The organism is Enterococcus gilvus ATCC BAA-350, assembly GCF_000407545.1.
In the GTDB taxonomy this organism is placed as follows: Bacteria; Bacillota; Bacilli; order Lactobacillales; family Enterococcaceae; genus Enterococcus_A; species Enterococcus_A gilvus.
On the sequence record NZ_ASWH01000004.1, the window covers coordinates 47,087 to 69,938 of the forward strand.

Sequence of the window (22,852 nt, forward strand, 5' to 3'; positions counted from 1 at the left end):
ATTATAATATTATGAAAGGTGAAGAAATGAAAATGAAAAATGTAACTTTTAAGGAAAAAACAGGTCTCTTTTTGGTATTTGCAGGAAATGCACCAATGATGGGACTATTATCATCATTCTTCTTGATTTATTACACAACGGTGGTAGGACTTAATCCAGCAGCGCTGGGAACACTGTTTCTGATTTCAAAAGTGGTAGATGGAATTAGTGATCCAATGATGGGATTTTTTTTGGATAAGTTACCAATTACAAAGTATGGTAAATTCAGACCAATGCTTGTCCTGGGTACTATCATATGTGTAATCAACTATATTCTATTATGGTTTGGAGCAGTTTGGTTCCCAGGAGCAAAATATGTGGTTGTGTATGTGACATATTTACTTCTTGGGTGGACTTTTGATTGTATGGACATTACCAAAAATAGTTTAATTCCAGTAATGAGTGCGGATGCTAATGAAAGAAATGGTCTTGCTCTAACAGGTTCTCTTGGAGGCTTATTCTGTGGTGCAGTATTGGGTATTGCTGCTCCACTTATCGTAGCTGAGGCTACACTTGAAAATTATTATATTTTGATTTTTGGATCAATGTTCTTTGTCTTAATCTGTTCGATTTTGGGTGCATTATTGGTAAAGGAGCGAGTAGCATTTGAGGGATCAGCAGAAGAAAGATATAGCTTTAAAGATATGCTTAAATTTTTCAGATATAGACCTGTATGGTCATTCTTTGTTATGTCACTTGTTATCGGAGTCGCAAGCTCTATTGGTGGTGGCGTGGGTACCTTCTTTTTTACCTACATTATTGGTGATATGACTAAGCTGTCATTTGTAACTGTTATTTCACTAATTACATCATTAGTGGGTATGATTATTGCGCCAGCAATTGCTAACCGTTTGGGAAAGAAGAAAGTATTCCTGATAGCTATTGCAATCGCTGTATCAACATCACTTATTCGTCTTCTTGATGTAGAATCTATGCTGCTACTTTATATCAGTACTTTCTTTGGAGGTGTTGCAGGAGGTGCAACTGGGCCACTCTTAATCAGTATGCAGGCGGATAACACTTCGTATGTTCAGAAAAAAACTGGAGCCAGAGCAGAGGCTGCAATTGCTTCACTTACTTCTTTCATTGGCAAGATGGCACAGGGAATCGGTGGTGCTATACCAGGATATATACTTGCACTTTTTGGCTTTGTAGGGGGAGCAGGTATACAGCCAGATAGCGTAAAGACAGGTATTATTTTATGTGCCATTATTGCTCCGGCGGTGATTAACACAATTGGTGCAATTTTATTTCATATTAATTATAGGTTTGAGGATTAGTTCATGAACTTAATAAGGCTTAAAGTAAATAATCAGGTCAAACCTTGTATAGATAAGACTCCATATTTCTCGTGGGTTATTATTAGTGACAAGAAAAATGTAATGCAAAAGTCTTACCAAATAATTGTTTCTTGCGGAAATGAATTATTCTGGGATTCTGGAATTATCGAAAGTGATGAGAGTACTTTTGTTTGCTATGGCGGGAAGACTCTTAAAGACTTAAGATGTTATACGTGGACAGTTACTGTAATCGATAACTATGACGAAAGTGCAATGCTGTCGGCTAATTTCCAGACTGGTTTTATGAACAAAGAATGGCAAGCAAAGTGGGTTAGTTCGCCTTTCAAAATGAAAAAATACAAAAAAGGAAATGGCGGACAAAACGGTGCGGAATATTTTAGACGTGGATTTAATGTAACTAGTCAGATTAAGTGCGCAAGTGTTTATGCTACTTGCAGAGGCGCTTATGAATTATCAGTGAATGGAAAAAGACCTGATGACAGAATTCTTGCACCCGAATTTACATTATATAGTAAATATCTGTGCTATCAGTGGTATGATATCACACAATTGGTGAAACTGGGAGAAAATGTACTAGGAATGCTTGTTGGTGATGGCTGGTATAATAGCAAAAATTTCAAGGATCCAGATAAGGGGATTAAGAAGGAACATTCTGTATTATTCCAGATAAAATTGGATTATGAAGACGGCACATTTGAGACAGTTCTCTCTGACGATAAGTTGAAAGTTGCCGATGGTACAGTATGGTGAACCTGTGCGGCCGGTGAAAGAAGTGGAGGCGGTCGGTATGGAGGTAAGCCCAAAGGGAGAGACCATTATCGATTTCGGTCAGAATCTGGCAGGTGTACTGCGGGTAAAGGTGGATTTGCCCGCAGGAACAAAGTTGATACTAGATCACTTTGAGACCAAGGATTCTCAGGGGAATTATTTTAATAATATAGCTGGTGCTGACATGACAGGTCATACACAGACGGATGTATATATATCTAACGGGAAACCCGCAGAGTACAGACCGCATTTTACATATCATGGTTTCCGCTATGTGAGAGTGATATGTGATGCTCCGGTAAAGCCGGAAGATTTTACGGCAGTGGCGCACGCAGGACAATTTTGGGCAAGAGATAAGGAGGAAAAGAACATATGAAAATTCTGGCAATGATAATGCTCGTGCTGCTCATTTTAGCAGTCGGCTTTGTGGGGTATGTTTATAAGAAAAATGCGATGTTTCTGCCGGCACTGTTTGGCATCGGCGGTTTTCCGAATATAAAAAAGAAAGATTATTATCAGGCAGACGGAACATTCCGGAAAGCGGAAAAAGATGATAAAATGGCATTTTTTATGCAGCATCCGGTGTTTGGCGGCTATAAGCATATGTTTTTTAATGTTGAGGATAACGTGTTAAAAGCGATTGCCCCGGCAAAATATACAGATTTTCTAAAAGCGCAGGGCAGAAGTGATCAGATGGAAAATGCACTGGAGGCTTTTAATTACCTGACCCGGCTTGTGGAAAGTGGAGAGGCGCAGTTGATTTCCGATATTAACTCGAAAGAAATGATAGAACAGAATCCATATCAGTCTCATTTGACCGGAATGTTTTACAAAGGAAAGCAAGGAAAACCGTTGGCGGTGGTCGTTCCCGGAGGTGGATTTATCAGTAATGTGACGGACTGCGAGGGATATCCCGTGGCAATGAAATTACACAAGTTGGGGTACTCCGTATTGGTAATCAGTTACCCGATTGGCAAACAGCTGGGAGAAACGGAACATGAAAAACAGGGGCAGGCAGCGGTCAGGGAGCTGGTGCAGGTAATCCGTTATCTGAAGGAGCATGAGCAGGAACTGTCTGTGGATATGGATGACTATGCGATATTCGGTTTCTCGGCAGGCGGCATGATGACTACGGCATATTCCTTCGCAAATTACGAGGACTGCTGTCACAAAGTAAAACTGCCGAGACCGAAAGTGATTTTCCCGATGTATGGTCTGGACTGGAATGTGAAAGCGCTTGAGCAGGATAAGGGACTGGCGGTATTTTCCATCGCAGGGCGCGAGGATGAATACGGATTCGGAAATGTAGAGAAGAGACTTCCGCAATTGAAATCCGTGTTGGGTGAGGACAATGTGTCTGTACGGATTTACGATAATCTCGGACATGGATTTGGTATTGGTTCCAATACCATAGTACCTCATTGGTTTGAAGAGGCAGTGGAATTCTGGGAGGCACATCGGAAATAATTTTTTCAAGAACAGGAAGAGTGAATTTTGAGAGGTCAAGTGTTTTATAAAATTATAAAACATCTGACCTTTTTTAAAGATGTTGGGGTCAAAAGCCCCCAACTATGATGCCTACGGATTGTTCCGTGCTTTGCACTCCCACAATCCTCCCAATTATTCGCAGAGTAGTCTCGGAAACTCAATAAATAATTGATATAATTCAGAGAGTATTCCAGCAAATCAGTAATACAGTGGTTTGCGAGCGGAGGAGATGATGTTTAGAAGAGCTGCAGTAAAAAAAAGACATGGTAAGCAGCCCTCTTGAATGAGAGCTGAAACAAACGCTATTGGGGAAAGAGTCCGCTTATATGTTGGATAGTTATCCATGGCAGAATCAAGGCACATATTTGATATGTGCAGGTCGGGCATGTGTTTTTCAAATTCATGGAAAGCTACCAGAAAACTGACAGAATCATGTCTTTTGGCACTGGTAAACCGCAAAAGGAGTGGAATATCAACGTGTAGTGAATGGCGCACAATTCACGAGAAATGACAATAGTTTTTTGGAAATTTGCTGAAAAAATTTAAAATCCCTCTCTGAAAATGGGAGGAAACGAAAAAAGTAACAAGTACAAAAAGAGCGGAGATTCGGGTTTTATGGAGTTTCCGAGACCGTTCTGAAATAGATAAGGAGGAAAAAAACATGGGTAAGTACAAAGGGCTGTTCTGGCCGGCAATCTTAGGCGTCAAGCATATGCCGAAGGTAAAGGAATCGGAGTTTTACAATGTCGCGGGAGGGTTCCGCAGGGCTACGATCAATGACAAGATTGCGTTCTTCCTGCAGCATCCCGTATGGGAGGGCAGGCCGGAGCTTTTTATGAAGACCGGGTCGCCAAAGGAAATATATGCCATGTCAGGCATGAGCGTCCATGGTTTGTGCAATCTTATCGGGCAGCCCGCACAGGCGCAGAGCATCGTGGATGGTTTCAACTATGTCGTGGAGCAGAAAGGGCTGAAAAAGGTGCATTTCATCAGCGGGCTTTATGCGGAGGATGAGGTAAGGCGTGATCCCGACAAGGGAAAGGTACAGGGGATCCTGTTCCAGGGGGAGCCAGGGAAGCCCGTGGCTGTGCTGATTGCGGGCGGCGGGTTTGACGGCGTAGCCTCTTATTTGGAGAGCATCCCGGCAGCCATGGAGCTGCACAGGAGGGGATACAGTGCGTTTGTGCTGGTCTACCGTGTGAATGTGGAGCTGCATGAAACCGAACCGCAGGCCAAGGGCGGGGAGGCATCCAAGGATGTGCTGCCGGCGGTAAGGTATCTGATAGGGCATCAGGCAGAGTACGGCTATACGATGGACGGCTTTGGTATGTTCGGGTTCTCCGCTGGAGGCCTGATGACGACAGCCTACGCATTTTCTGATTATAAGGACTGCTGCCATAAACATAATCTGCCAAGGCCCGCCGCCATCTTCCCCATCTATGGCCTGCACTGGGAGCTTAAGGTTCACGAGGAGGACAAGGAGCTTGCTATATTTTCCAGGGTCGGGCGGGATGACCCTACCGGTTTTGCGGCCGTGGAGAAGATCATCCCGGACATCAGGAAAGCGCTGGGGCAGGAAAATGTCGATATCGTCATGTATGATAAGCTGGGTCATGGCTTTGGCCTGGGGATAGATACTGCGGCAGAGGGCTGGCTGCGGGATGCAGTCGCATTCTGGGAGGAGCATCGGAAATGTTGATTTGCTCTTCACGGATTTCAACTGTTGTTTGTGCCGCGGTGCGGCATGTCCGAAAGCGTGGGAGAACAGGAGAAATGACAGTATGGGACAGGTAAAAAACAATGATTCTTTTTTGGGCAAGGCTGAAAAATTAAAGCCTGTGCTGAAGCACAGGATGCTCCGGCCGGTGGGCGTTGTGTCCTTTGAGCGGAAAAAGGCGGACAGCGGGGCGGATTTCTGGAATACGGTGGGAATTGAGCGGTTGGGGATCCTCTCCGTTATGTTATCGGACGAGCCTCTCGCATATCGTGGGATTGTCATCCCACTTTTAGGCTCATATTGGGGCGGGTCCCAAGGCCTTTCATCCACTTATGAGCAAGCTCATGTGGATTTAGACCTTTTGACCTTGGCATCATGACATTACCTGATTTGGGGCTCCCTTTGCGCCATGCCTGCAGTCAGTCCGGAAAGAAAAAGTGGCAATGCCTGTTTCAGACTGTTTTCCACTGCATCTACAATCTGTTTCACAAAAAGTTCTTCCCGTTCTCTTGTTTCCAGATAAGGATCAGCCCGTGTGCGGTAGTAGCGGTCAAAATAATCTACCAGTGCAAGAGAGATTACCTGACTGTAAGATTTAAAATCCTGCCTGTCCATTGTCTGTAAATATTCCCAGGCTCTCCGCTGCTGTTCTTTGTCCAGATTAAAACGCAGGTTTGTGTTGCGGATATTGTTCTGCATGGTTTATCCCCTCCTTTTCAGGCTCATATAAGCAAGAGATTCGTAACCTTTAGCGGTGGCGCAGATGTCATATCAGTTTACGCCGGACTGCTACGAGTATGGACAGTACAAGACAGGATTAAAAATGCGTGGTGTACCGTTTGCAGCGCAGACATTTTTTACAAAATTAAATGGAGGGATCGCAACAGCAGTCAGTGTGTTTGCGTTAACTTTAATCGGCTTCCGGGAAGGAGAAGGCGTTGTTCAGGCGGCAGGATTTGCCGATAAATTATGGACATTCAGCTGTCTTGGAGGCATTATCGGGGGTATTTGCACTCTGCTTATACTTCGCCTTTACAAACTTAATGACCATGATGTCCAGCTGATGGCAAAATGCAACAATGGCGAGATCAGCCGTGAAGAGGCAGAGGCACAGATGATCAATCAGTATTAAGAAAAGAATGGAGGACTTTTGAGATGGACAGAATAAAGGAACTGATTTCAAAAATGACGCTGGAAGAGAAGGCAAGTCTCTGCTCGGGCGCTGATAACTGGCATACGAAAGAAATCAAACGACTGAACATTCCGTCAGTTATGATGGTGGACGGCCCTCACGGACTGAGAAAGCAGGAAGGGGAAACGGATCATCTGGGATTGAATGAAAGTGTGAAGGCCGTTTGTTTCCCGGCAGCCTGTGCAACAGCCTCCAGCTTCGATGTTGACCTGATGGAACGGATGGGAGAGACGCTGGGAGCGGAGTGTCAGGCCGAGAATATAAGCATGCTACTTGGTCCGGCGGTGAATATTAAAAGGAGCCCGTTATGTGGACGGAACTTTGAGTATCTGTCGGAGGATCCATATCTGGCAGGCAGGATGGCATCGGCATATATCCGCGGAGTACAGAGTCAGGGCGTGGGGACAAGCATTAAGCACTTCGCGCTGAATAATCAGGAAACACTCCGTATGACGATATCTTCCGAGGTGTCAGAACGTGCGCTCAGGGAAATCTACCTGCCTGCGTTTGAGAAAGCAGTAAAAGAATCAGCCCCAAGAACCGTCATGTGCAGCTACAACAAAATAAATGGAGAATATGCTTCAGAAAACAGATATCTTCTGACAGATATCCTGAGAAAAGAATGGGGATACAAAGGCTGCGTCGTCAGTGACTGGGGCGCTGTAAATAACCGGGTGAAGGGGCTGCAGGCTGGACTGGATCTGGAGATGCCTTATTCCGGAGGATACAATGACAGACAGATTGTAACGGCAGTACAGGAGGGAAGACTGGACGAAGCTGTGCTGGATGAAGCGGTGGAGCGGGTATTGAATGTTGTATTTGCCGGTGAAGAGCAGCATCGTCCGAAAGTTATATCTGATAAGGAAACAGATCATAAAAAAGCAGCGGATATTGAGACAGAATGTGCGGTCCTGCTGGAAAATAACGGTATACTTCCGCTGAATACAGACAGAAAGGTTGCCTATATAGGGGAATTTGCCGAAAAGCCGCGGTATCAGGGCGGCGGCTCCAGCCATATCAATCCGTTCAGAGTTGTCTCGGCATTGGATGCTGCCGGAGAAAAAGGGCGCAGCGTGACTTATGCAAAAGGATTTTCTATGGAAAATGACGCGATGACGGAACAAGAGCTGGAAAAAGCGCTTCGGACTGCTGCAGAAGCAGACGTCGCGGTAATCTTTGCCGGGCTGCCTGAGATATTTGAGTCGGAAGGGTATGACAGAACATCCATGAAGCTGCCCAAATGCCAGGACCGTCTGATCGAAGAAGTGTTGAAAGTACAGCCTAATGTTGTAGTAGTACTCCACAATGGAAGTCCGGTAGAACTACCATGGGCTGATAAAGTAAGCGCAATCCTGGAAATGTATCTCGGAGGTCAGGGGGTCGGTGAAGCCTGCGACCGACTGTTATACGGAGAAGCGAATCCGTCCGGCAGGCTGGCGGAGACATTCCCGTACCGGCTGGAAGATAATCCGAGCTTCCTTCATTTCCTGGGAAATGGAAAGCGGGTGTTATATGGTGAGGATATCTTTGTCGGATACCGCTACTATGATACAAAGAAAGTCCCGGTCAGATATGCATTTGGCCATGGGCTGTCTTACACGGAATTTGCTTATGGGGACTTGACTTTGTCATCGGCTCAAATGACGGATGAGGATATCCTGACGGTCTCTTTCAAGGTGAAAAATACAGGAAAAACAGAAGGAAAAGAAGTTGTACAGCTGTACGTGGCCGACCTGTGCGGCACACCGGAAAGACCGGTCAATGAATTGAAAGGATTTGCCAAAGTTCATCTCCTGCCGGGAGAGGAGAAAACGGTGTCGATGGAAATTTCGGCGAGGGATCTTTCCTATTATGAAGAACGTCTCGGGGACTGGTATGCGCCATCCGGAACATATCGGATCTTGATCGGCCATGCTTCTGATGACATCCGATTACATGCGGATATTGTGTTTGAAACACAGAAAGAACTGCTCCTTCGCGTAGATTTCGCAACAACGTTCGGAGAATTATTGGATCATACGAAAACCGCTCCCGTTATTACGGAACTGCTAGCGCCATTGGCAGCAGCGGCCGCATCAGCAGAAAGTATGAGTGACGAATATAAGAAGCTGGGTGAGAAAGTCATCCGGGAAATGCCGCTGAAATCTCTGCTGGGGCAGATGCCGGGAGAGCAGGTGGAACAGCTGATCGGGCAGCTGAATTGTTTACTTGCACAATAGGATAATATCTGGAGGAATCGTTTATGAGAAACAGCGGTGAAAATGTGGAGGACATTTTTTTTACATGGCGCTTCAGAATAGAAACATTTAAATACTAACTGGACTTTCAGAAGAGTTAAGGATTATCGCAGAAGAAACCGTTCAAAAGCTGGGATTTCAGACCATACACTGGATATCAGCAGGCGGAGTTATCACAACACACGGGGGGCCGGGAGCATTTGCAATAGCAGGGTACAGTACACTTCTATAAAAAATAGCAGAAAGTTTCCCATATGGATGAATAGAGTTGCTTTTGAAATATGGAGGACTGTAATTTATGGGAATTTTTTTTAATTATATTGATGATTTTGAAAGGCTTTTTAGGGAAGAGAATAAAAACGCAACTGAAAACACTAACAATTCTACAGAAATAGAAAATAATTTTAAGTACTGTGATGATAATATGACTGTACCTGAAATTGTATTGGACATTATATATAAGATGAAAGACGAAAAGAATGCAAAGGAAAAAGCAAATGCTTCAACCTTTAGTAGTGTGATATCAGAATGATTGGGACAACAGCAGAAAGGGGTAAAAGGTGGTAAAGACAAAAAAGGAACTATATTTTAGAGAACATTACCAATATTATGTACAAAAAACAAATTTTTATGAGTAACTGACGATTGAGATTCTTCTAGTGTAGCTAAAATACAGGCAGATAGGATATTTTCTGCCTGTATTTTATAAATCAGTAATTTCGCTATTTTGAATTTCTAACGCGAATTTTATAATCAAGTTAGCCACCTGAAAAATAAAAAAACATCATAGTGAAAAATCATGTATTATTAGGGTTCCGACACCAACTAATAAGGAGATTTTCACTATGACGTATTCAAATTCTACCACAACTCGTTTAAAAGTTCAGCACCTAACAGCCATTGAACGTGGAAAAATTGCCGCTTGGCATAGCGAAGGAATATCCAATCGGCAAATTGCCAAAAGGTTAGGTGTGGTTCCTCAAACAATTAACAATGAGTTGAAGCGTGGAAAATTGAAACAAGTGAAAAAGATCAATGGGAAATGTCATTATTTCTTCAAGTATAATGCAGAATTTGCTCAAAATCGGTATAGAAACAACCGACAACGATGCCATCGGAAAGAAAAATTTTTTCAAGTCCGTACCTTTTTGGCGTACTTTATCGAACTGTTTAAAACAAAGGGCTATTCTCCAGATACAACGGTTGGTTTTGCACGAGTCCATCGACTCTTTTCTCCAGCTGAAATGGTTTGTACGACCACCCTCTATAAGTATATTGACAAGCAACGTCTTGAAATCAAAAACATTGATTTACTGAGGAAAACAACACGTAAACCAGCACAAACCAAGCAGGTAAAAAATCGAAAAGTTCTTGGAAAGAGTATCGAAGAACGACCGACAAGTGTTGAAACACGTGAAGAATTTGGTCACTTTGAAATTGATACAGTCATTGGTAAACGGAATGGTTCAGAAACAGCGCTCTTAACTTTAACGGAACGAAAAACACGTTTTGAAATCATTCGTGTGCTTGATGCCAAAGATGCAGACTCTGTCAGTTATGCCATCAACCGATTAGCTAAAGAATATGGGAACAATTTTTCCACTGTATTTCGTTCGATTACAGCTGATAATGGTTCGGAGTTCGCTCAGTTGTCATAAACGTTAAATGGATTGACAGAAATTTATTTTACCCATCCGTATACTTCTTGCGAACGTGGAACGAACGAGAATCACAATGGCATCATTCGTAGATATATTCCCAAAGGCGAAAGTATGGACAGCTATCATCGAAAGGAAATCGAGCAAATTGCCAATAAAATGAATCAACTACCCAGAAAGATCTTAAACTATGCGACACCCCAGTCTTGTTTTGAACAAGAACTAAATAAAGTAGTTAGTTGATTTGACAACGAGCCTCTTGCGCTATGGGTATCGTCTGGGCAAGCTGGCATAGCCAGCCCGTCAAATCAGACTACCATGCCGCAACTCATTATCAAATCAACATCGGAACTTACAGATAACACATGATTTTCACGTTTTTCAAAAAGTGGCTAACTTGTTCTTGAAATTTGGGTTTTGAAAAAAAGTGACCAATAGCTATTAAAAAATCGAAAACATTTTTTTTAGAAAGTATCTTTTGAGTGTGATACTATATTCAATTCGAAAAGGATTATATTACTGGTAAATTTTTTTGTGGAGTATTTGCGAGTATCCATTATCCAGCACAATATGGCTCATCAAAAAACGCATTTATCCCATTCTAAAAATGATTTAAGGTTAATTTAAAATTCTTATGTTTAATAGTTATCACCTATTATTTAAAAATAAGCACTTAGTTCATTATAGTTTGAAAGTGACACAAACTGATTCTGTCACATTCGCTAAAATCGCTCCATCCTTAGAGGCTCTAAGAGGAAATCACTTTTCTTTTAGAGTCTTTTTTCTATAGCTTATTTAAATGTGACTTATTATCTGATATAATCATATTAAGTAACATTTGAGAGGGGGCTAAAAATGAAGAGCGTGGAACCGATTCGCGACAAAAAAAAGATCGATGCCATGAAAGCAATTTTGGCTTCCGGAAAATATGGGCAACGAAATTTAGTGCTTTTTTCGATCGGGATCAATACAGCCTATCGAATTTCCGATTTAAGACAGTTGAAATTAAGTGATGTGTTAGAAATTTCCCGTGGGCGGGTGATTGTCAAAGAACGTCTGGCCATGAAGGAACAAAAAACGGCCAAACACAATTCGGTCTTCATTTCGAACAAATTACGAAAAGTGATTCTCGATTATGTTCAATCCGAATTTCCTGAGCAGCTGCAAGCACAAGACTTCAGCAAGTATTTGTTTCCAAGTCGAAAAGGAGCAGATACGCCTTTGACCCGACAAAGCCTTTGGCGGATCATTCATGAAGCAGGAACGGCGGTTGGGCTGAAAGAAATTGGTCCTCATTCGATGCGCAAGACCTTCGGCTATTTTTTGTACAAGCAAGGGACCAAAACAGAGATCATTCAGTCGCTGCTCAATCATTCTTCACAACGGGAGACCTTACGCTATATTGGGATCACTCAGGAAGACAAAGATACTGCCGTAAAGAGTTTGGATCTATGACAGAATAATACCCTATATAATAGAAGGAAAAATTCAAGAGGTGAGAAAATGAACGAAGAAAAGAGACCTAACTTTCCGGATAAATACCACTTATCTCGCAAAGAGTCTGTGTATTTATTGAAGAAAAATATTGTGGAACTGGTGTATAATGCGGGGAAATTTGAAGGATTGAATACAACGCTATTACAAACAGAAGAGATTATCAAGTATAATCGGGCCAATAACGTGGCGGTAGATGATGTCCTGACCGTCGTTAACTTAAAAAGAGGCTTTGAACTGCTTTTAAATGACGTACAGGAGCCCCTGATAGAAACAAGTAAGCGTATTAATCGGATAGTTGCAGCGGAAGATGCCCTTTTTCCTGGTGAAATAAGAAACGGTGGGGTAGAAGTATCGACGATTCAAGGAAGATATGTGCCACCAATGTTAACTGAAGACGAGGTAAACAATCAATATGGTGAGATAATGAATCAAGAGATATCAGAGACGGAAAAAGCCCTGCGACTGTTTCTATTCATTTCGAAAAATCAAATATTCTGGGACGGTAATAAGATAACTGCATTGTTAACTGCTAATAAGATCATGTTTAGCAAAGGTTTGGGATTGTTATCCGTTCCTGAAAGTGTATTTGCAAAATTTAATGAACTTCTATCTATGTATGATAATAGCAACCAATCTAGCAATGAATCAAAAATTTTATCATTTATACATGAAGAATGTATTTATGGTATTCGTTATTTATAGTAAACAATAGTACTGAATTACAATAAGCCAATAAAAAGGAGAGTATGTAATGTCATTAATGTCAATAAATTATTTTGGATATGCTGTATATAATGTAACTGTGGAAGAATCAATAGTAAACTTGTTACGATTTGAGATATGGATTTGAGTCAATATCTTGGACATATTTTAGTAGAGACTGTTACGTCATTTTTGCTTTTGCCAACTCTTCAAACTCCTGGGGGGTTAGATAGTGAATCGAGCTATGGATTCGATTTCGGTTATAAAACCCTTCAATGTAGCTAAATAGTGCTCGATTTGCTTCTTCAAAATCTGAGTAGCTAGTCGTGTAGACTTCTTCCTTTTTCAATGAAGCATGGAAAGATTCGATTCCAGCATTATCATAAGGTATTCCCTTTCTACTATAAGAATGCCTTATTTTGTTGGTTTCAAGCCATTGTTCCACTTCTCTGGCTGTGTATTGGCTACCCAAGTCAGTGTGTAGAATCATTCCTTCTGGAATGTCATAATGCATTTTTGCTTTGTTCAGCGTTTGAATGACACAATCCACAGTCATTCGTTTTGAAAATGTATAGCTAATAATCTTTTTCGTGTGTAAATCCATGATTGAAGATAAGTAACACCAACCATTTTTCTTAGTAGGAATGTAAGTAATGTCAGCTGCCCATTTCTCACAGATAGTCTTAGTAGAAAAGTCCGGATTTAAGAGGTTCTCTTTTGAAATAATCGGTCTATTAGATCTTTGAGGTCTATATTTTTTAACTACAATCGACCTTAAATTTAATTGTTTCATTAGCTTTTGGACATGTTTAAGAGACACTGAAATACCTTCTTTTAATAAAACTTGATGGATCTTTGTGGCGCCATAGCGTTGTTTATTCGTAAAAAAAATAGTTGAAATCTTCTTTTTCAACGTATTATTTCTGATTTCTGTAACTGTCAATGGTTTGTTCTTATAAAAATAATAGACACTTCTAGGGATTTCTAATAACTGGATAGGCTACAATTAACTAGACAGAATAGGCTACAATTAACTAGACAGAAAAATTAAGGTGTGTAGACTAGAAGAAAACATACCAGGAGGAATTTTTATGTCTAAGAGAACACGAAGAACTTTTTCACAAGAATTCAAGCAACAAATCGTCAATCTTTACTTAGCTGGAAAGCCACGTGTAGAAATCATTCGAGAATATGAACTAACGGCTTCAGCATTTGACAAATGGGTAAAGCAATCTAAAACGAGTGGTTCATTCAAAGAAAAAGATAATCTTACGCCTGAACAAAAAGAATTGTTAGAACTACGTAAAAGAAACCAGCAATTAGAAATGGAAAATGATATTTTAAAGCAAGCAGCGCTGATATTCGGACGAAGAGACAAGTAATCGATGCGAATAAGCATCTTTACCCTATATCAGCGATGTGCAGAATATTAGGTCTATCACGTCAGTCCTATTATTATCAATCAAAACCAAAGAAAGATGAATCAGAACTTGAAGAAGTAGTCGCTGAAGAATTTATCCGCAGCCGAAAGGCCTACGGCTCAAGAAAAATAAAAAAAGCCTTATCAAAACGAGGCATTCAGATCAGCCGACGAAAAATTAGTAGAATCATGAAAAATAGAGGATTAAAATCGAGCTATACTGTTGCTTATTTTAAAGTACATCATTCTACTTGCAATGAAGCCAAAACGACAAACGTATTGAATCGTAAATTCTTAAGAGACAACCCATTAGAAGCGATCGTAACAGACTTGACTTATGTACGAGTCGGGAAAAAATGGAATTATGTCTGTTTCATTTTGGATCTGTTCAATCGAGAAATTCTCGGCTATTCTTGTGGAGAACATAAAGATGCCGTTCTAGTAAAAAAAGCATTTAGCCGTATCAAACAACCTCTGACAGAGGTTGAGATTTTTCATACTGATCGTGGAAAAGAGTTTGATAACCAAGCTATTGATGAATTATTAACAACTTTTGATATCAATCGATCATTAAGTCATAAAGGCTGTCCTTTTGATAATGCCGTAGCTGAATCAACTTATAAGTCGTTGAAAGTAGAATTTGTCTATCAATACACATTTGAAACCTTACAACAATTGGATTTGGAGTTATTTGACTATGTCAATTGGTGGAACCACCTTCGGTTGCACGGTACACTTGGCTACGAGACACCGGTTGGTTACCGTAACCAGAGATTGGCGCAGCGAATCCATGATAATGAGCTCGGATGTGCTAACGCTAGCGAGGCAGTCTAACTTTAACTGTTAGCTCCTGCCGAAGATCGTCACATCCGAGGAGGCTCATTGTCAAGGACAATCGGAATAGCATACGGAAAGAAGTTCTGCACCTTATAAAATTTGTCAAAAAAACTGTTGCCATTCCATGCGTACAAATTTAATTCGTGAAGTAATCTACCTACACGTTTCCTATTTACCTGAATTCCTTTTTTCTGAAGAACTTTAGTAATTCGAATTGACCCATACCTTCCATGATGTTCATGAAAGATTGATTGAATCTCCTCTTTGAGGAGTTCATTCTCTAACTTCCTTTTTGAAGGTTTTCTTTTGAGAAATTCGTAAAATCCGGATTTTGAAACATTTAGTGTTTTACAAGCCCGTTGAATGTTTAATTCTTTTTGATGCTCTTTTATAAATTGGAATCGGATTTCTTGTTTGGTTTCAAGAATACCTGGAACTTTTTTAATAATTCTAGTTCCTCTCTTAAATAACGATTTTCTTGTTCAAGTTTTTTTATCTCATATTGAGCATCAAAAAGTGCGCTTCCCTTACCAGGAAACGCACCTTCTCCAAATTTTTCGTATTCTTGAACCCACCGATACAGACTATTAGCATGAACGTCCAATTGATTACTCACTTCTTTTACAGAAAAACCATCCTCAATAATTAGTTTTACAGCAGCTGTTTTGAATGCTTTATCAAATGAACGTCTCGGCATAATCTAGATCCTCACTTTCTCTTTTCTTTTTGTCTAGTTTATTATACCAAGTCCATAGGACTTAATTATTTCTTTGTCCTAGTTAGGGGTAGCGTATCATTTCTTATGAGTACGGTTATTTTAGCTGAAAAACCAAGCCAGGCATTAGCCTATGCAAGTGCTTTAAAACAAAGCAACAAAAAAGACGGTTATTTTGAGATTAAAGATCCACTATTTACAGACGAAACATTTATCACGTTTGGTTTTGGGCATTTGGTCGAATTAGCAGAGCCAGGACATTATAACGAAAAGTGGCAAAATTGGAAGTTTGAATCTTTGCCGATTTTTCCTGATCATTACGATTTTGAAGTCGCCAAAGATAAGGGCAAACAGTTTAAAATTGTTGCAGAACTTCTAAAAAAAGCAAATACAATCATTGTCGCAACAGATAGCGACAGAGAAGGTGAGAACATTGCCTGGTCAATCATTCATAAAGTAGACGCCTTTTCTAAAGATAAAATCTATAAGCGCTTATGGATTAATAGCTTAGAAAAAGATGTGATCCGTAGCGGTTTTCAAAATTTGCAACCAGGAATGAATTACTACCCTTTTTATCAAGAAGCGCAAACACGCCAAATTGCCGATTGGTTGATCGGAATGAACGCAAGCCCTTTATATACATTGAATTTACAACAAAAAGGCGTTCAAGGTACATTTTCATTAGGACGTGTACAAACACCGACTTTATATCTCATTTATCAACGCCAGGAAGCAATAGAAAACTTTAGGAAAGAACCTTTTTTCGAGGTGGAAGCTAGTATAAAAGTAAAACAAGGAGCGTTCAAGGGGATTTTAAGCCCTACACAGCGTTTTAAAACCCAAGAGGAACTTTTATCTTTTGCTTCGTCTAAACAGGCTAAAATCGGCAATCAAGAGGGTGTAATTGCTGATGTTCAAACCAAAGAGAAAAAAACGAATAGCCCTAGTTTGTTTTCTTTAAGTAGTTTGCAGGCAAAAGTCAATCAGCTTTATAAAGCGACAGCGAGCCAAACTTTAAAAGCTATGCAGGGACTGTATGAAGCTAAATTATTGAGTTATCCAAGAACAGATACACCATTTATTACAGAGAACGAATTTGCCTATTTAAAAGCTAATTTTGGCAAATATAGCGGTTTTTTAGGACTTGACCTTGAAATAGTTCAAACCGAGCCTAGAAAGCGTTATGTGGACGGTAGCAAGGTACAGGAACACCACGCATTATCCCAACAAAATAAGTACCCAATGAAGCAGCGTTAGCAAAAATGGACGATTTACAACGAAAAATTCATGCTTTAGTCGTTAAAACGACCGTTGCCATATTTTTCCCATGATTGTATAACTCTAAAATGGTTTGCTTAAATTCTTTCGTATATCGTTTGGACATAGGTGGACACCTTCCTTTGAGATTAGTTTACCCTCTCTCAAAAACTGTCTCAACTTCTATCCTATATCCAAAATCGAAAAATAGTGTTCTTTCACTGTCAACGAGATAGACGAGCTCCTCCATTATTTTTTATTACTTGTTTGATATCTGATTCTGAGACTAGATTTAAGTCTCCCGTCACAGTCAATTTTAAAACACTGGCTGCCAGTGCAAATTTTACTAATTGATGGGGCGTATAGTCATGTAGTAATCCGTGAAGTAAGCCCGCACCAAAAGCATCGCCTGCCGCGACGCCTTCCATAACGTGAACATCATAGGTATCTGTCTCATAAAACGTATTCTCTTTCAACAATAAAGCAGTCCATTGACTATTTTCAACAGAATAGATGTTTCGTAAAATACTTGCAACCATTTCACAATTTGGATACAGTTGGCGAACTTTTTTCATACCTTCCTTGAAAGACGACTGCTGATCGATTCCCCGAGAATTGTCCCCGTCAAAAGCTTTGATCCCTAGTGCTGATTCAAAATCTTCATCATGAGCAATACAGATCGTGACATAGTTCATTAATTTGGACATGACGCTTTGCGCTTTTTGAGGACACCACATTTTCTCTCGATAATTCAAATCGCAAACGACAGGAATTTTTTGTTTTTGACAGTATTCACAAGCAACTAAAGTGGCTTGTTCTAACTCAATAGAAATTGCCGGTGTAATCCCTGAGAGATAAAAATAATCAACATCTTTAAAAATTGAAGACCAATCGAATTCTCTTGATTTTATTTGTGAAAACGAACTAAATTTTCTGTCGTAGACCACATTTGTTGAGCGAATACTAGCGCCTTTTTCAAAGTAATAAATTCCTAAACGTTCTCCACCGACTAATAGTTTAGAAGTATCGACACCATACTTTTGCAAAGTGCTTTTTGCAGTTTGTCCTAGCAAGTTATCAGGAATTTTACTTAAGTAGCTTACAGGGTTTCCTAATAGGGCTAACGATACCGCAACATTTGCTTCAGCTCCCCCATAGCTTGCTTCAAAGGTTTGTGCTTGTAATATACGTTCATTTCCCGGTGTCTTCAAACGAAGCATCATCTCACCAAACGTTAACACACTCATCGTTACCCCTCATTTCTAATTTTTTCTAAGATGCGCACATAAGTCTCAGCAATTTTCTTCACTTCATCAAAGTTCCCTTCCGACATAGGTGCTAATAAATTTCCTCCGACTCCTACGCATATTACTCCAGCCTCAAACCAATCCGCTATATTGTCCAAACTAACACCGCCGGTTGGCATAATATTCAATTGTGGTAGTGGAGCTTTAAAAGCTTTGACGATACTAGGGCCAAACGCGCTGCCAGGAAAGAGCTTCACAATATCTACCCCGGCTCTTAAGGCATTTTTCATTTCAGTGATTGTCATACATCCCGGTAAATAAGGAATTTGATATAAGTTGCAGATCTTAGCTGTTTCCAAATCAAATGTTGGACTAACGATATATTCAGCTCCAGCCATGATGGCTATTCTAGCTGTAATCGCATCTAAAACTGTACCTGCACCGATCACAATATCAGAATTAGCTTCATATTTTTTGACCAATTCTTCAATAACTTCTTCGGCTTCGGGAACAGTGAAGGTCAATTCTATTCCCTTTATTCCACCTTCAATGATCGCAGCCGTAGCATTGAGTGCTTCAGCTTTATCTTTTCCCCGCACAACGGCAATCAATCCTGATTTTTTCAACTTATTTAAAATAGTCATTCTCTTCATTTCATACATACCTTTCAATAACACTATTTACTTACTAATTCAGTAGTAATTTTTTTCCTATTAAATAATGCGAAGCCTACTGTCAGTACTCCTAATATCCCTGCCCCAATTATACCAATATTTGCTGTTAGCTGATACACAACCCAAGAAAATGGACTTGCTGCAAAATCGATGGATGCTACAGATGTTGTTCCTTTAGGAATCAATCCACCGTCAACGATTCTAACTGCTTTTGTAAAAATTGTCGAAAGCGAGGTAGCGAACAAGACTCCTGTGACCAAGGTTAAAACACCTGTAATCAACGATCTTAAAACATTCCCTTTAGTGTAAGGTAGTACTAAAGGAAAGATATAAATCAAACCAGATAAAGAGGCTAATGGTAGAAATTTATTTCCAGGAATAATTACCGATAGGAATAAAATAATCGGAACTAACAGTAAAGAACAAACTAACGTTACCGGATGCCCAATAACCAAAGCTGGAGTCATACCAATGTTCAATTTTCGTCCACCTTTTAGTTTAGCTCCGATCAACTCTTGTGATCTCTGTGAAATTGGATTTAGCCCTTCAATAAATTGTCCTGTGATTTTTGGAATCAAGACCATTACCGCAGCCATTGTAATTCCTAGAGTCAGCATCTCTGCTACTGTATATTGAGCAATCAGCCCTAATATGATCCCGACAATCACACCGAGAAACAATGGCTCACCGATTATCCCAAATTTTTCTTGCATTTTTTTAGCGTCAAGATCAATAGATTTTAATCCCGGAATCTTTTCAATAATCCAATCGGTAATGATCGCAAAGGGAATAAACCCTACACAAAAAGCCTGCGGAATAGAGATCCCTTCAAGGTCTTTCCCATAAAAATTTTCCATTTTTGTCTGCGAACGATCTGCTCCAATCAAAGTAATAACCACTGTAATTACTACTGCAAAAAGCCCCCATAAAAAGCTATCTGTCGCGATTGAAACAATGGATCCAATAAATGCAAAATGCCAATAGTTCCACAAATCAATATTCACAGTATTCGTCGTCCTTGTTAAAAGCATAACAATGTTTACCAACAAACCTAATGGAATAACAATTGCCCCAACTTCTGTACCGTATGCTACGGCTGCCGCTGCAGGCCAACCAATATCTAATGTACTCAAATTCAATCCATAAAGGTCAACCATCTTACTCACTGCCGGTCCTAGATTATCCGCTAATAATTTCGTGATCACACTTAAACCAACAAACCCAATACCTACCGAAATACCTGCGCGGAGCGACTTTGAAACTCCTAAGCCTAAAATAATTCCAAAAATTGTAAAGATGATAGGCATCATTACACTGGCACCCAAGCTCATAATATAATTGATTATTGCCATCCTCTTATCCTCCTGTAATCAAAATATTAATTCGTTTTTTCACAATTAACTATATAGAATAAAGCTGGTTGGAAACCAGCTTTATAAAAAAATTCTGTTTTATGGTTGCTTACCAATATAGGCTAAAATGCCACCATCAACGTATAAAATATGACCGTTTACAAAATCAGAAGCATCAGAAGCTAAAAATACTGCTGGACCTTGCAAATCTTCTGTTGTTCCCCAACGAGCTGCAGGTGTTTTAGCAATAATAAATTGGTCAAATGGATGACTCGTTCCATCTTCTTGTTTTTCACGTAATGGCGCGGTTTGCGGTGTCGCGATATAACCTGGGCCGATACCATTACATTGAATATTGGCTTCTCCAAATTCTGAACAGATATTTCGAGTCAACATCTTTAAACCACCTTTAGCTGCTGCATAAGCAGAAACGGTTTCTCTTCCTAATTCACTCATCATCGAACAAATATTAATGATTTTCCCATGACCTTTTTTTATCATTCCAGGAATAACCGCTTTTGATACGATAAAAGGTGCATTTAAGTCTACATCGATCACTTGACGGAAATCTTCTACTGGCATATCTAACATTGGAATTCGTTTAATAATACCCGCATTATTCACTAAAATATCGATAACGCCAACTTCTTTTTCAACTTGCGCAATAAACTCAGCGACCTGTTTTTCGTTTGTAACATCACAAACATACCCTTTAGCTTCGATACCTACTTCTTTATAAGCATCTGTTCCCTTATCAACTAACTCTTGTTTGATATCATTGAATACGATCGTTGCTCCAGCATTTGCAAAAGATGAAGCGATTGCAAAACCGATTCCGTAAGAAGCCCCCGTTACTAACGCGACTTTCCCTTTTAAGCTAAATGAATCCATTGTGAAACCCGACATGACATTCCCTCTTTTCCTATTTGGAAATATAAAGTTCCAAATAAACTATTTACAATTGTGAGTATATTCTCTTTTAAAAAAAAATCAAGTGCTTTATGTAATTATTTTTTGAATTTACCTAATGAAATAACTAAACTGTTCATAGAATTTCCCTTCGATTAAACTACTATTTATTTTAATTTAATTTGCCAATAAAATTATTTGCGTGAAATAATCCTCTGAAAATTAATGTTAAAATATTGATATTTAACGATTTTCTATATGACACGTATAATTTCATCAGACCAATAAAACTTAATTAATCATATTTTCCGAACCATTAATATTCAATAACAAAATTAATTTACAATTATATTTAAATTTTGCTCGCATGATACCTAGCTTTCTGAATTTTACAAAAAAAGACTATAGACCTCTTCCATAAAATGGACTTAGTCTACAGTCTAAAACAGAGAAATGATGTTTTCTGTCTTTGGCATGCTAAAGCTAAATAATTATCTTAGCCTTGCTTCTATTTTCTCTTTTGTGTCTTTTAGTTCAGTCACAACTTTTCGGCGATATTCTTCCGAAAATCTAAATTTTGGAAAACTAACACTCATTGCACCAATAACCTTGCTATTTCGCTCAATAGTAACCGCGACGCAATACCCGTCATCCTCTTGTTCCTCATCATCTATCGAAAATCCTTGCTTGGAGATTTTAATCAATTCTTTTTCTAGAGTGGCACGGTCGGTAATCGTATTTTTAGCTAGTTGAACCAGCTCAGTCCCATCAAGGTACTCGGATAAATGAGCCTGATTAAATGTACTTAAAACGGCTTTTCCCATGCCTGAACTGTACAAAGGGCGTGCCATACCAATTCGAGAGGTCATATAAATCCCTTGGTTTTTTGGTTCTAACTTATCAATATAGACAATTTTATTATTTTCTAATACGGATAAGTGGATGGTTTCATTCAACACTGAACGTAATTCTTCTAAATATGGTCGACTAATAGCTAACAAACGTTTAGCATCGATATTTTGAGTATTGTATTCCATAAATTTAGTTCCTAGATAATAAAATTTAGATTCGTCACGAATAACATAGCCAATCACAATCAAAGTCTCTAAAATTTTTGAGAGGTTGGAGGAGGTAATGCTAGTTTTCTTTGATAGATCTTGAATAGTTTTCCCGCCTTCTTCAGCAAGAGCATCTAAAATTTTAGCGGATTTTAACAACACACTACCATAAAGTTTTTTTTCTGATTTATTTTCCAAATAATCCCTCCTCGTAAAACACATGTTTATACTAAATAGCTTCAATAATCATTATAGCATGTTCCTAAATCAAAATAAGTCCTGATTTTATTTTCGTTATGAAATAGCTTGCTCGAACACTCGTTTATCAGGGTAAGACGTCAATTTGAAAACTAGCACTTCATTTGTCACTATTGCTATTTTATGACAATCTAAAACTCAATTATCTTTCACAAATAGCTTACGACGACTGACAGCCAAAGATTGGGTAGAATCAACAAATGAGAACTTTTTTCGAAAGATTTTTTTACATAGATAAAATATCAACTTTGTGCTCTTAAACATTTTGAGGTACCGGTCTTCGAACAACGCGCTATTTAGTTCCAAAATTAAATTGTCAGAAATATTTGCAACATAATCGAGTAAAGTGGTCTATAAGATTCTGTTGCAAAGTTTTAAATAAAGAATAAAATCCCTTACGGTATCTATGATTTAAGCTGGGATTCCCAATAATACCTTGATTTCAGTACAGACCGAAAACCCGAAGAGAGTGCCTTCTTTTCGGGTTTTCTTATATAATCCTCGAATGGCTTCCATGCCTTTAATC

General features: G+C 39.5%; 19 protein-coding genes and 3 pseudogenes. 14 read left to right on the forward strand and 8 right to left on the reverse strand.

Translation table 11 applies throughout. The features are described from left to right. Positions 1 to 11 precede the first annotated feature (11 nt). The 6 genes from I592_RS20190 to I592_RS21525 all read left to right on the forward strand — a co-directional run bounded on the left by I592_RS20190 (position 12) and on the right by I592_RS21525 (position 5,692). The gene (locus tag I592_RS20190; RefSeq protein WP_081633644.1) at positions 12 to 1,319 is read left to right on the forward strand and encodes an MFS transporter; all 1,308 of its coding nucleotides are present in this window, start codon (positions 12 to 14) and stop codon (positions 1,317 to 1,319) included. A 3-nt stretch (positions 1,320 to 1,322) separates the two neighbouring features. Beyond that, positions 1,323 to 2,090 (forward strand): alpha-L-rhamnosidase N-terminal domain-containing protein, encoded by a 768-nt coding sequence (locus I592_RS20195; protein WP_010782295.1) that lies wholly within the window; start codon positions 1,323 to 1,325, stop codon positions 2,088 to 2,090. Beyond that, positions 2,074 to 2,484: a family 78 glycoside hydrolase catalytic domain gene (locus tag I592_RS20200; protein ID WP_081633645.1), complete on the forward strand. Its 411-nt coding sequence runs from the start codon at positions 2,074 to 2,076 to the stop codon at positions 2,482 to 2,484. The genes I592_RS20195 and I592_RS20200 overlap by 17 nt, the downstream gene beginning before the upstream one ends. Then, positions 2,481 to 3,575: an alpha/beta hydrolase gene (locus I592_RS20205; protein WP_010782297.1), complete on the forward strand. Its 1,095-nt coding sequence runs from the start codon at positions 2,481 to 2,483 to the stop codon at positions 3,573 to 3,575. Before I592_RS20200 ends, I592_RS20205 begins: the two co-directional genes overlap by 4 nt. Before the next feature lie 682 nt (positions 3,576 to 4,257). Further along, complete coding sequence (locus I592_RS20210) at positions 4,258 to 5,295, forward strand: alpha/beta hydrolase (RefSeq protein ID WP_010782298.1); 1,038 nt, start codon at positions 4,258 to 4,260, stop codon at positions 5,293 to 5,295. A gap of 82 nt (positions 5,296 to 5,377) precedes the next feature. Beyond that, positions 5,378 to 5,692, forward strand: coding sequence for a hypothetical protein (locus I592_RS21525; protein WP_010782299.1), 315 nt, complete (start codon positions 5,378 to 5,380; stop codon positions 5,690 to 5,692). A 2-nt stretch (positions 5,693 to 5,694) separates the two neighbouring features. On the opposite strand, the gene I592_RS20220 is transcribed toward I592_RS21525, so the two are convergent. After that, entirely contained in the window at positions 5,695 to 6,012 is a 318-nt protein-coding gene (locus I592_RS20220; RefSeq protein WP_010782300.1) for a hypothetical protein, read from the reverse strand. Between the two features lie 64 nt (positions 6,013 to 6,076). Between I592_RS20220 and I592_RS20225 the strand changes: the two genes are divergently transcribed. The 6 genes and pseudogenes from I592_RS20225 (at position 6,077) to I592_RS20250 (ending at position 12,599) form a co-directional block, all read left to right on the forward strand. Then, positions 6,077 to 6,445 (forward strand): MFS transporter, encoded by a 369-nt coding sequence (locus tag I592_RS20225; protein WP_010782301.1) that lies wholly within the window; start codon positions 6,077 to 6,079, stop codon positions 6,443 to 6,445. 23 nt (positions 6,446 to 6,468) lie between these two features. Further along, positions 6,469 to 8,724 (forward strand): beta-glucosidase, encoded by a 2,256-nt coding sequence (locus tag I592_RS20230; protein WP_010782302.1) that lies wholly within the window; start codon positions 6,469 to 6,471, stop codon positions 8,722 to 8,724. Positions 8,725 to 9,040: 316 nt separating this feature from the next. Beyond that, a complete protein-coding gene (locus I592_RS20235; RefSeq protein WP_010782303.1) occupies positions 9,041 to 9,274 on the forward strand; it encodes a hypothetical protein in 234 nt (77 codons plus the stop codon). A gap of 313 nt (positions 9,275 to 9,587) precedes the next feature. Beyond that, positions 9,588 to 10,643: pseudogene (locus I592_RS20240) on the forward strand (IS30 family transposase). A 612-nt stretch (positions 10,644 to 11,255) separates the two neighbouring features. After that, complete coding sequence (locus I592_RS20245) at positions 11,256 to 11,855, forward strand: tyrosine-type recombinase/integrase (protein ID WP_002385303.1); 600 nt, start codon at positions 11,256 to 11,258, stop codon at positions 11,853 to 11,855. Positions 11,856 to 11,903: 48 nt separating this feature from the next. After that, on the forward strand, positions 11,904 to 12,599 hold the full coding sequence (locus tag I592_RS20250; RefSeq protein ID WP_010782305.1) for a Fic family protein: 696 nt from the start codon (positions 11,904 to 11,906) through the stop codon (positions 12,597 to 12,599). A 181-nt stretch (positions 12,600 to 12,780) separates the two neighbouring features. On the opposite strand, the gene I592_RS20255 is transcribed toward I592_RS20250, so the two are convergent. Beyond that, positions 12,781 to 13,542, reverse strand: a complete 762-nt coding sequence (locus tag I592_RS20255) for an IS3 family transposase (protein WP_099046870.1) — start codon at positions 13,540 to 13,542, stop codon at positions 12,781 to 12,783. Positions 13,543 to 13,690: 148 nt separating this feature from the next. Between I592_RS20255 and I592_RS20265 the strand changes: the two genes are divergently transcribed. After that, a protein-coding gene (locus tag I592_RS20265; RefSeq protein WP_099046871.1) for an IS3 family transposase occupies positions 13,691 to 14,853 on the forward strand; the annotation gives its coding sequence in 2 pieces (ribosomal slippage) (positions 13,691 to 13,967 and positions 13,967 to 14,853; 1,164 coding nt in all). Between the two features lie 95 nt (positions 14,854 to 14,948). On the opposite strand, the pseudogene I592_RS22115 reads toward I592_RS20265, so the two are convergent. Further along, positions 14,949 to 15,553 (reverse strand): annotated as a pseudogene (locus I592_RS22115) (IS3 family transposase); the annotation flags it as partial. Between the two features lie 105 nt (positions 15,554 to 15,658). On the opposite strand from I592_RS22115, the pseudogene I592_RS20275 reads away from it, so the two are divergent. Beyond that, a pseudogene (locus I592_RS20275) lies at positions 15,659 to 16,899 on the forward strand (DNA topoisomerase); the annotation flags it as partial. A gap of 153 nt (positions 16,900 to 17,052) precedes the next feature. On the opposite strand, the gene I592_RS20280 reads toward I592_RS20275, so the two are convergent. From I592_RS20280 to I592_RS20300, 5 genes are all read right to left on the reverse strand, one after another. Continuing rightward, positions 17,053 to 18,075, reverse strand: a complete 1,023-nt coding sequence (locus tag I592_RS20280; RefSeq protein WP_010782360.1) for a sugar kinase — start codon at positions 18,073 to 18,075, stop codon at positions 17,053 to 17,055. Positions 18,076 to 18,077: 2 nt separating this feature from the next. Next, positions 18,078 to 18,728, reverse strand: a complete 651-nt coding sequence (locus I592_RS20285) for a bifunctional 4-hydroxy-2-oxoglutarate aldolase/2-dehydro-3-deoxy-phosphogluconate aldolase (RefSeq protein WP_044927048.1) — start codon at positions 18,726 to 18,728, stop codon at positions 18,078 to 18,080. 23 nt (positions 18,729 to 18,751) lie between these two features. After that, positions 18,752 to 20,101 carry a PTS galactitol transporter subunit IIC gene (locus tag I592_RS20290; RefSeq protein WP_010782358.1) on the reverse strand — a complete coding sequence of 450 codons (1,350 nt, stop codon included), beginning with the start codon at positions 20,099 to 20,101 and terminating at the stop codon, positions 18,752 to 18,754. Positions 20,102 to 20,200: 99 nt separating this feature from the next. Beyond that, on the reverse strand, positions 20,201 to 21,007 hold the full coding sequence (locus I592_RS20295; protein ID WP_010782357.1) for a gluconate 5-dehydrogenase: 807 nt from the start codon (positions 21,005 to 21,007) through the stop codon (positions 20,201 to 20,203). A 494-nt stretch (positions 21,008 to 21,501) separates the two neighbouring features. Next, positions 21,502 to 22,266, reverse strand: coding sequence for an IclR family transcriptional regulator (locus I592_RS20300; RefSeq protein ID WP_010782356.1), 765 nt, complete (start codon positions 22,264 to 22,266; stop codon positions 21,502 to 21,504). Positions 22,267 to 22,852 lie beyond the last annotated feature (586 nt).

Bases quoted from the DNA above. Each gene is read 5' to 3' on its own strand.
- I592_RS20225 (WP_010782301.1), top strand. From the start codon at position 6,077: ATGTCATATCAGTTTACGCCGGACTGCTACGAGTATGGACAGTACAAG.
- I592_RS20205 (WP_010782297.1), top strand. From the start codon at position 2,481: ATGAAAATTCTGGCAATGATAATGCTCGTGCTGCTCATTTTAGCAGTC.
- I592_RS21525 (WP_010782299.1), top strand. From the start codon at position 5,378: ATGGGACAGGTAAAAAACAATGATTCTTTTTTGGGCAAGGCTGAAAAA.
- I592_RS20230 (WP_010782302.1), top strand. From the start codon at position 6,469: ATGGACAGAATAAAGGAACTGATTTCAAAAATGACGCTGGAAGAGAAG.
- I592_RS20200 (WP_081633645.1), top strand. From the start codon at position 2,074: ATGGTACAGTATGGTGAACCTGTGCGGCCGGTGAAAGAAGTGGAGGCG.
- I592_RS20210 (WP_010782298.1), top strand. From the start codon at position 4,258: ATGGGTAAGTACAAAGGGCTGTTCTGGCCGGCAATCTTAGGCGTCAAG.
- I592_RS20235 (WP_010782303.1), top strand. From the start codon at position 9,041: ATGGGAATTTTTTTTAATTATATTGATGATTTTGAAAGGCTTTTTAGG.
- I592_RS20220 (WP_010782300.1), bottom strand. From the start codon at position 6,012: ATGCAGAACAATATCCGCAACACAAACCTGCGTTTTAATCTGGACAAA.
- I592_RS20195 (WP_010782295.1), top strand. From the start codon at position 1,323: ATGAACTTAATAAGGCTTAAAGTAAATAATCAGGTCAAACCTTGTATA.
- I592_RS20250 (WP_010782305.1), top strand. From the start codon at position 11,904: ATGAACGAAGAAAAGAGACCTAACTTTCCGGATAAATACCACTTATCT.
- I592_RS20245 (WP_002385303.1), top strand. From the start codon at position 11,256: ATGAAGAGCGTGGAACCGATTCGCGACAAAAAAAAGATCGATGCCATG.
- I592_RS20290 (WP_010782358.1), bottom strand. From the start codon at position 20,101: ATGGCAATAATCAATTATATTATGAGCTTGGGTGCCAGTGTAATGATG.
- I592_RS20190 (WP_081633644.1), top strand. From the start codon at position 12: ATGAAAGGTGAAGAAATGAAAATGAAAAATGTAACTTTTAAGGAAAAA.
- I592_RS20295 (WP_010782357.1), bottom strand. From the start codon at position 21,007: ATGTCGGGTTTCACAATGGATTCATTTAGCTTAAAAGGGAAAGTCGCG.
- I592_RS20280 (WP_010782360.1), bottom strand. From the start codon at position 18,075: ATGAGTGTGTTAACGTTTGGTGAGATGATGCTTCGTTTGAAGACACCG.
- I592_RS20285 (WP_044927048.1), bottom strand. From the start codon at position 18,728: ATGAAGAGAATGACTATTTTAAATAAGTTGAAAAAATCAGGATTGATT.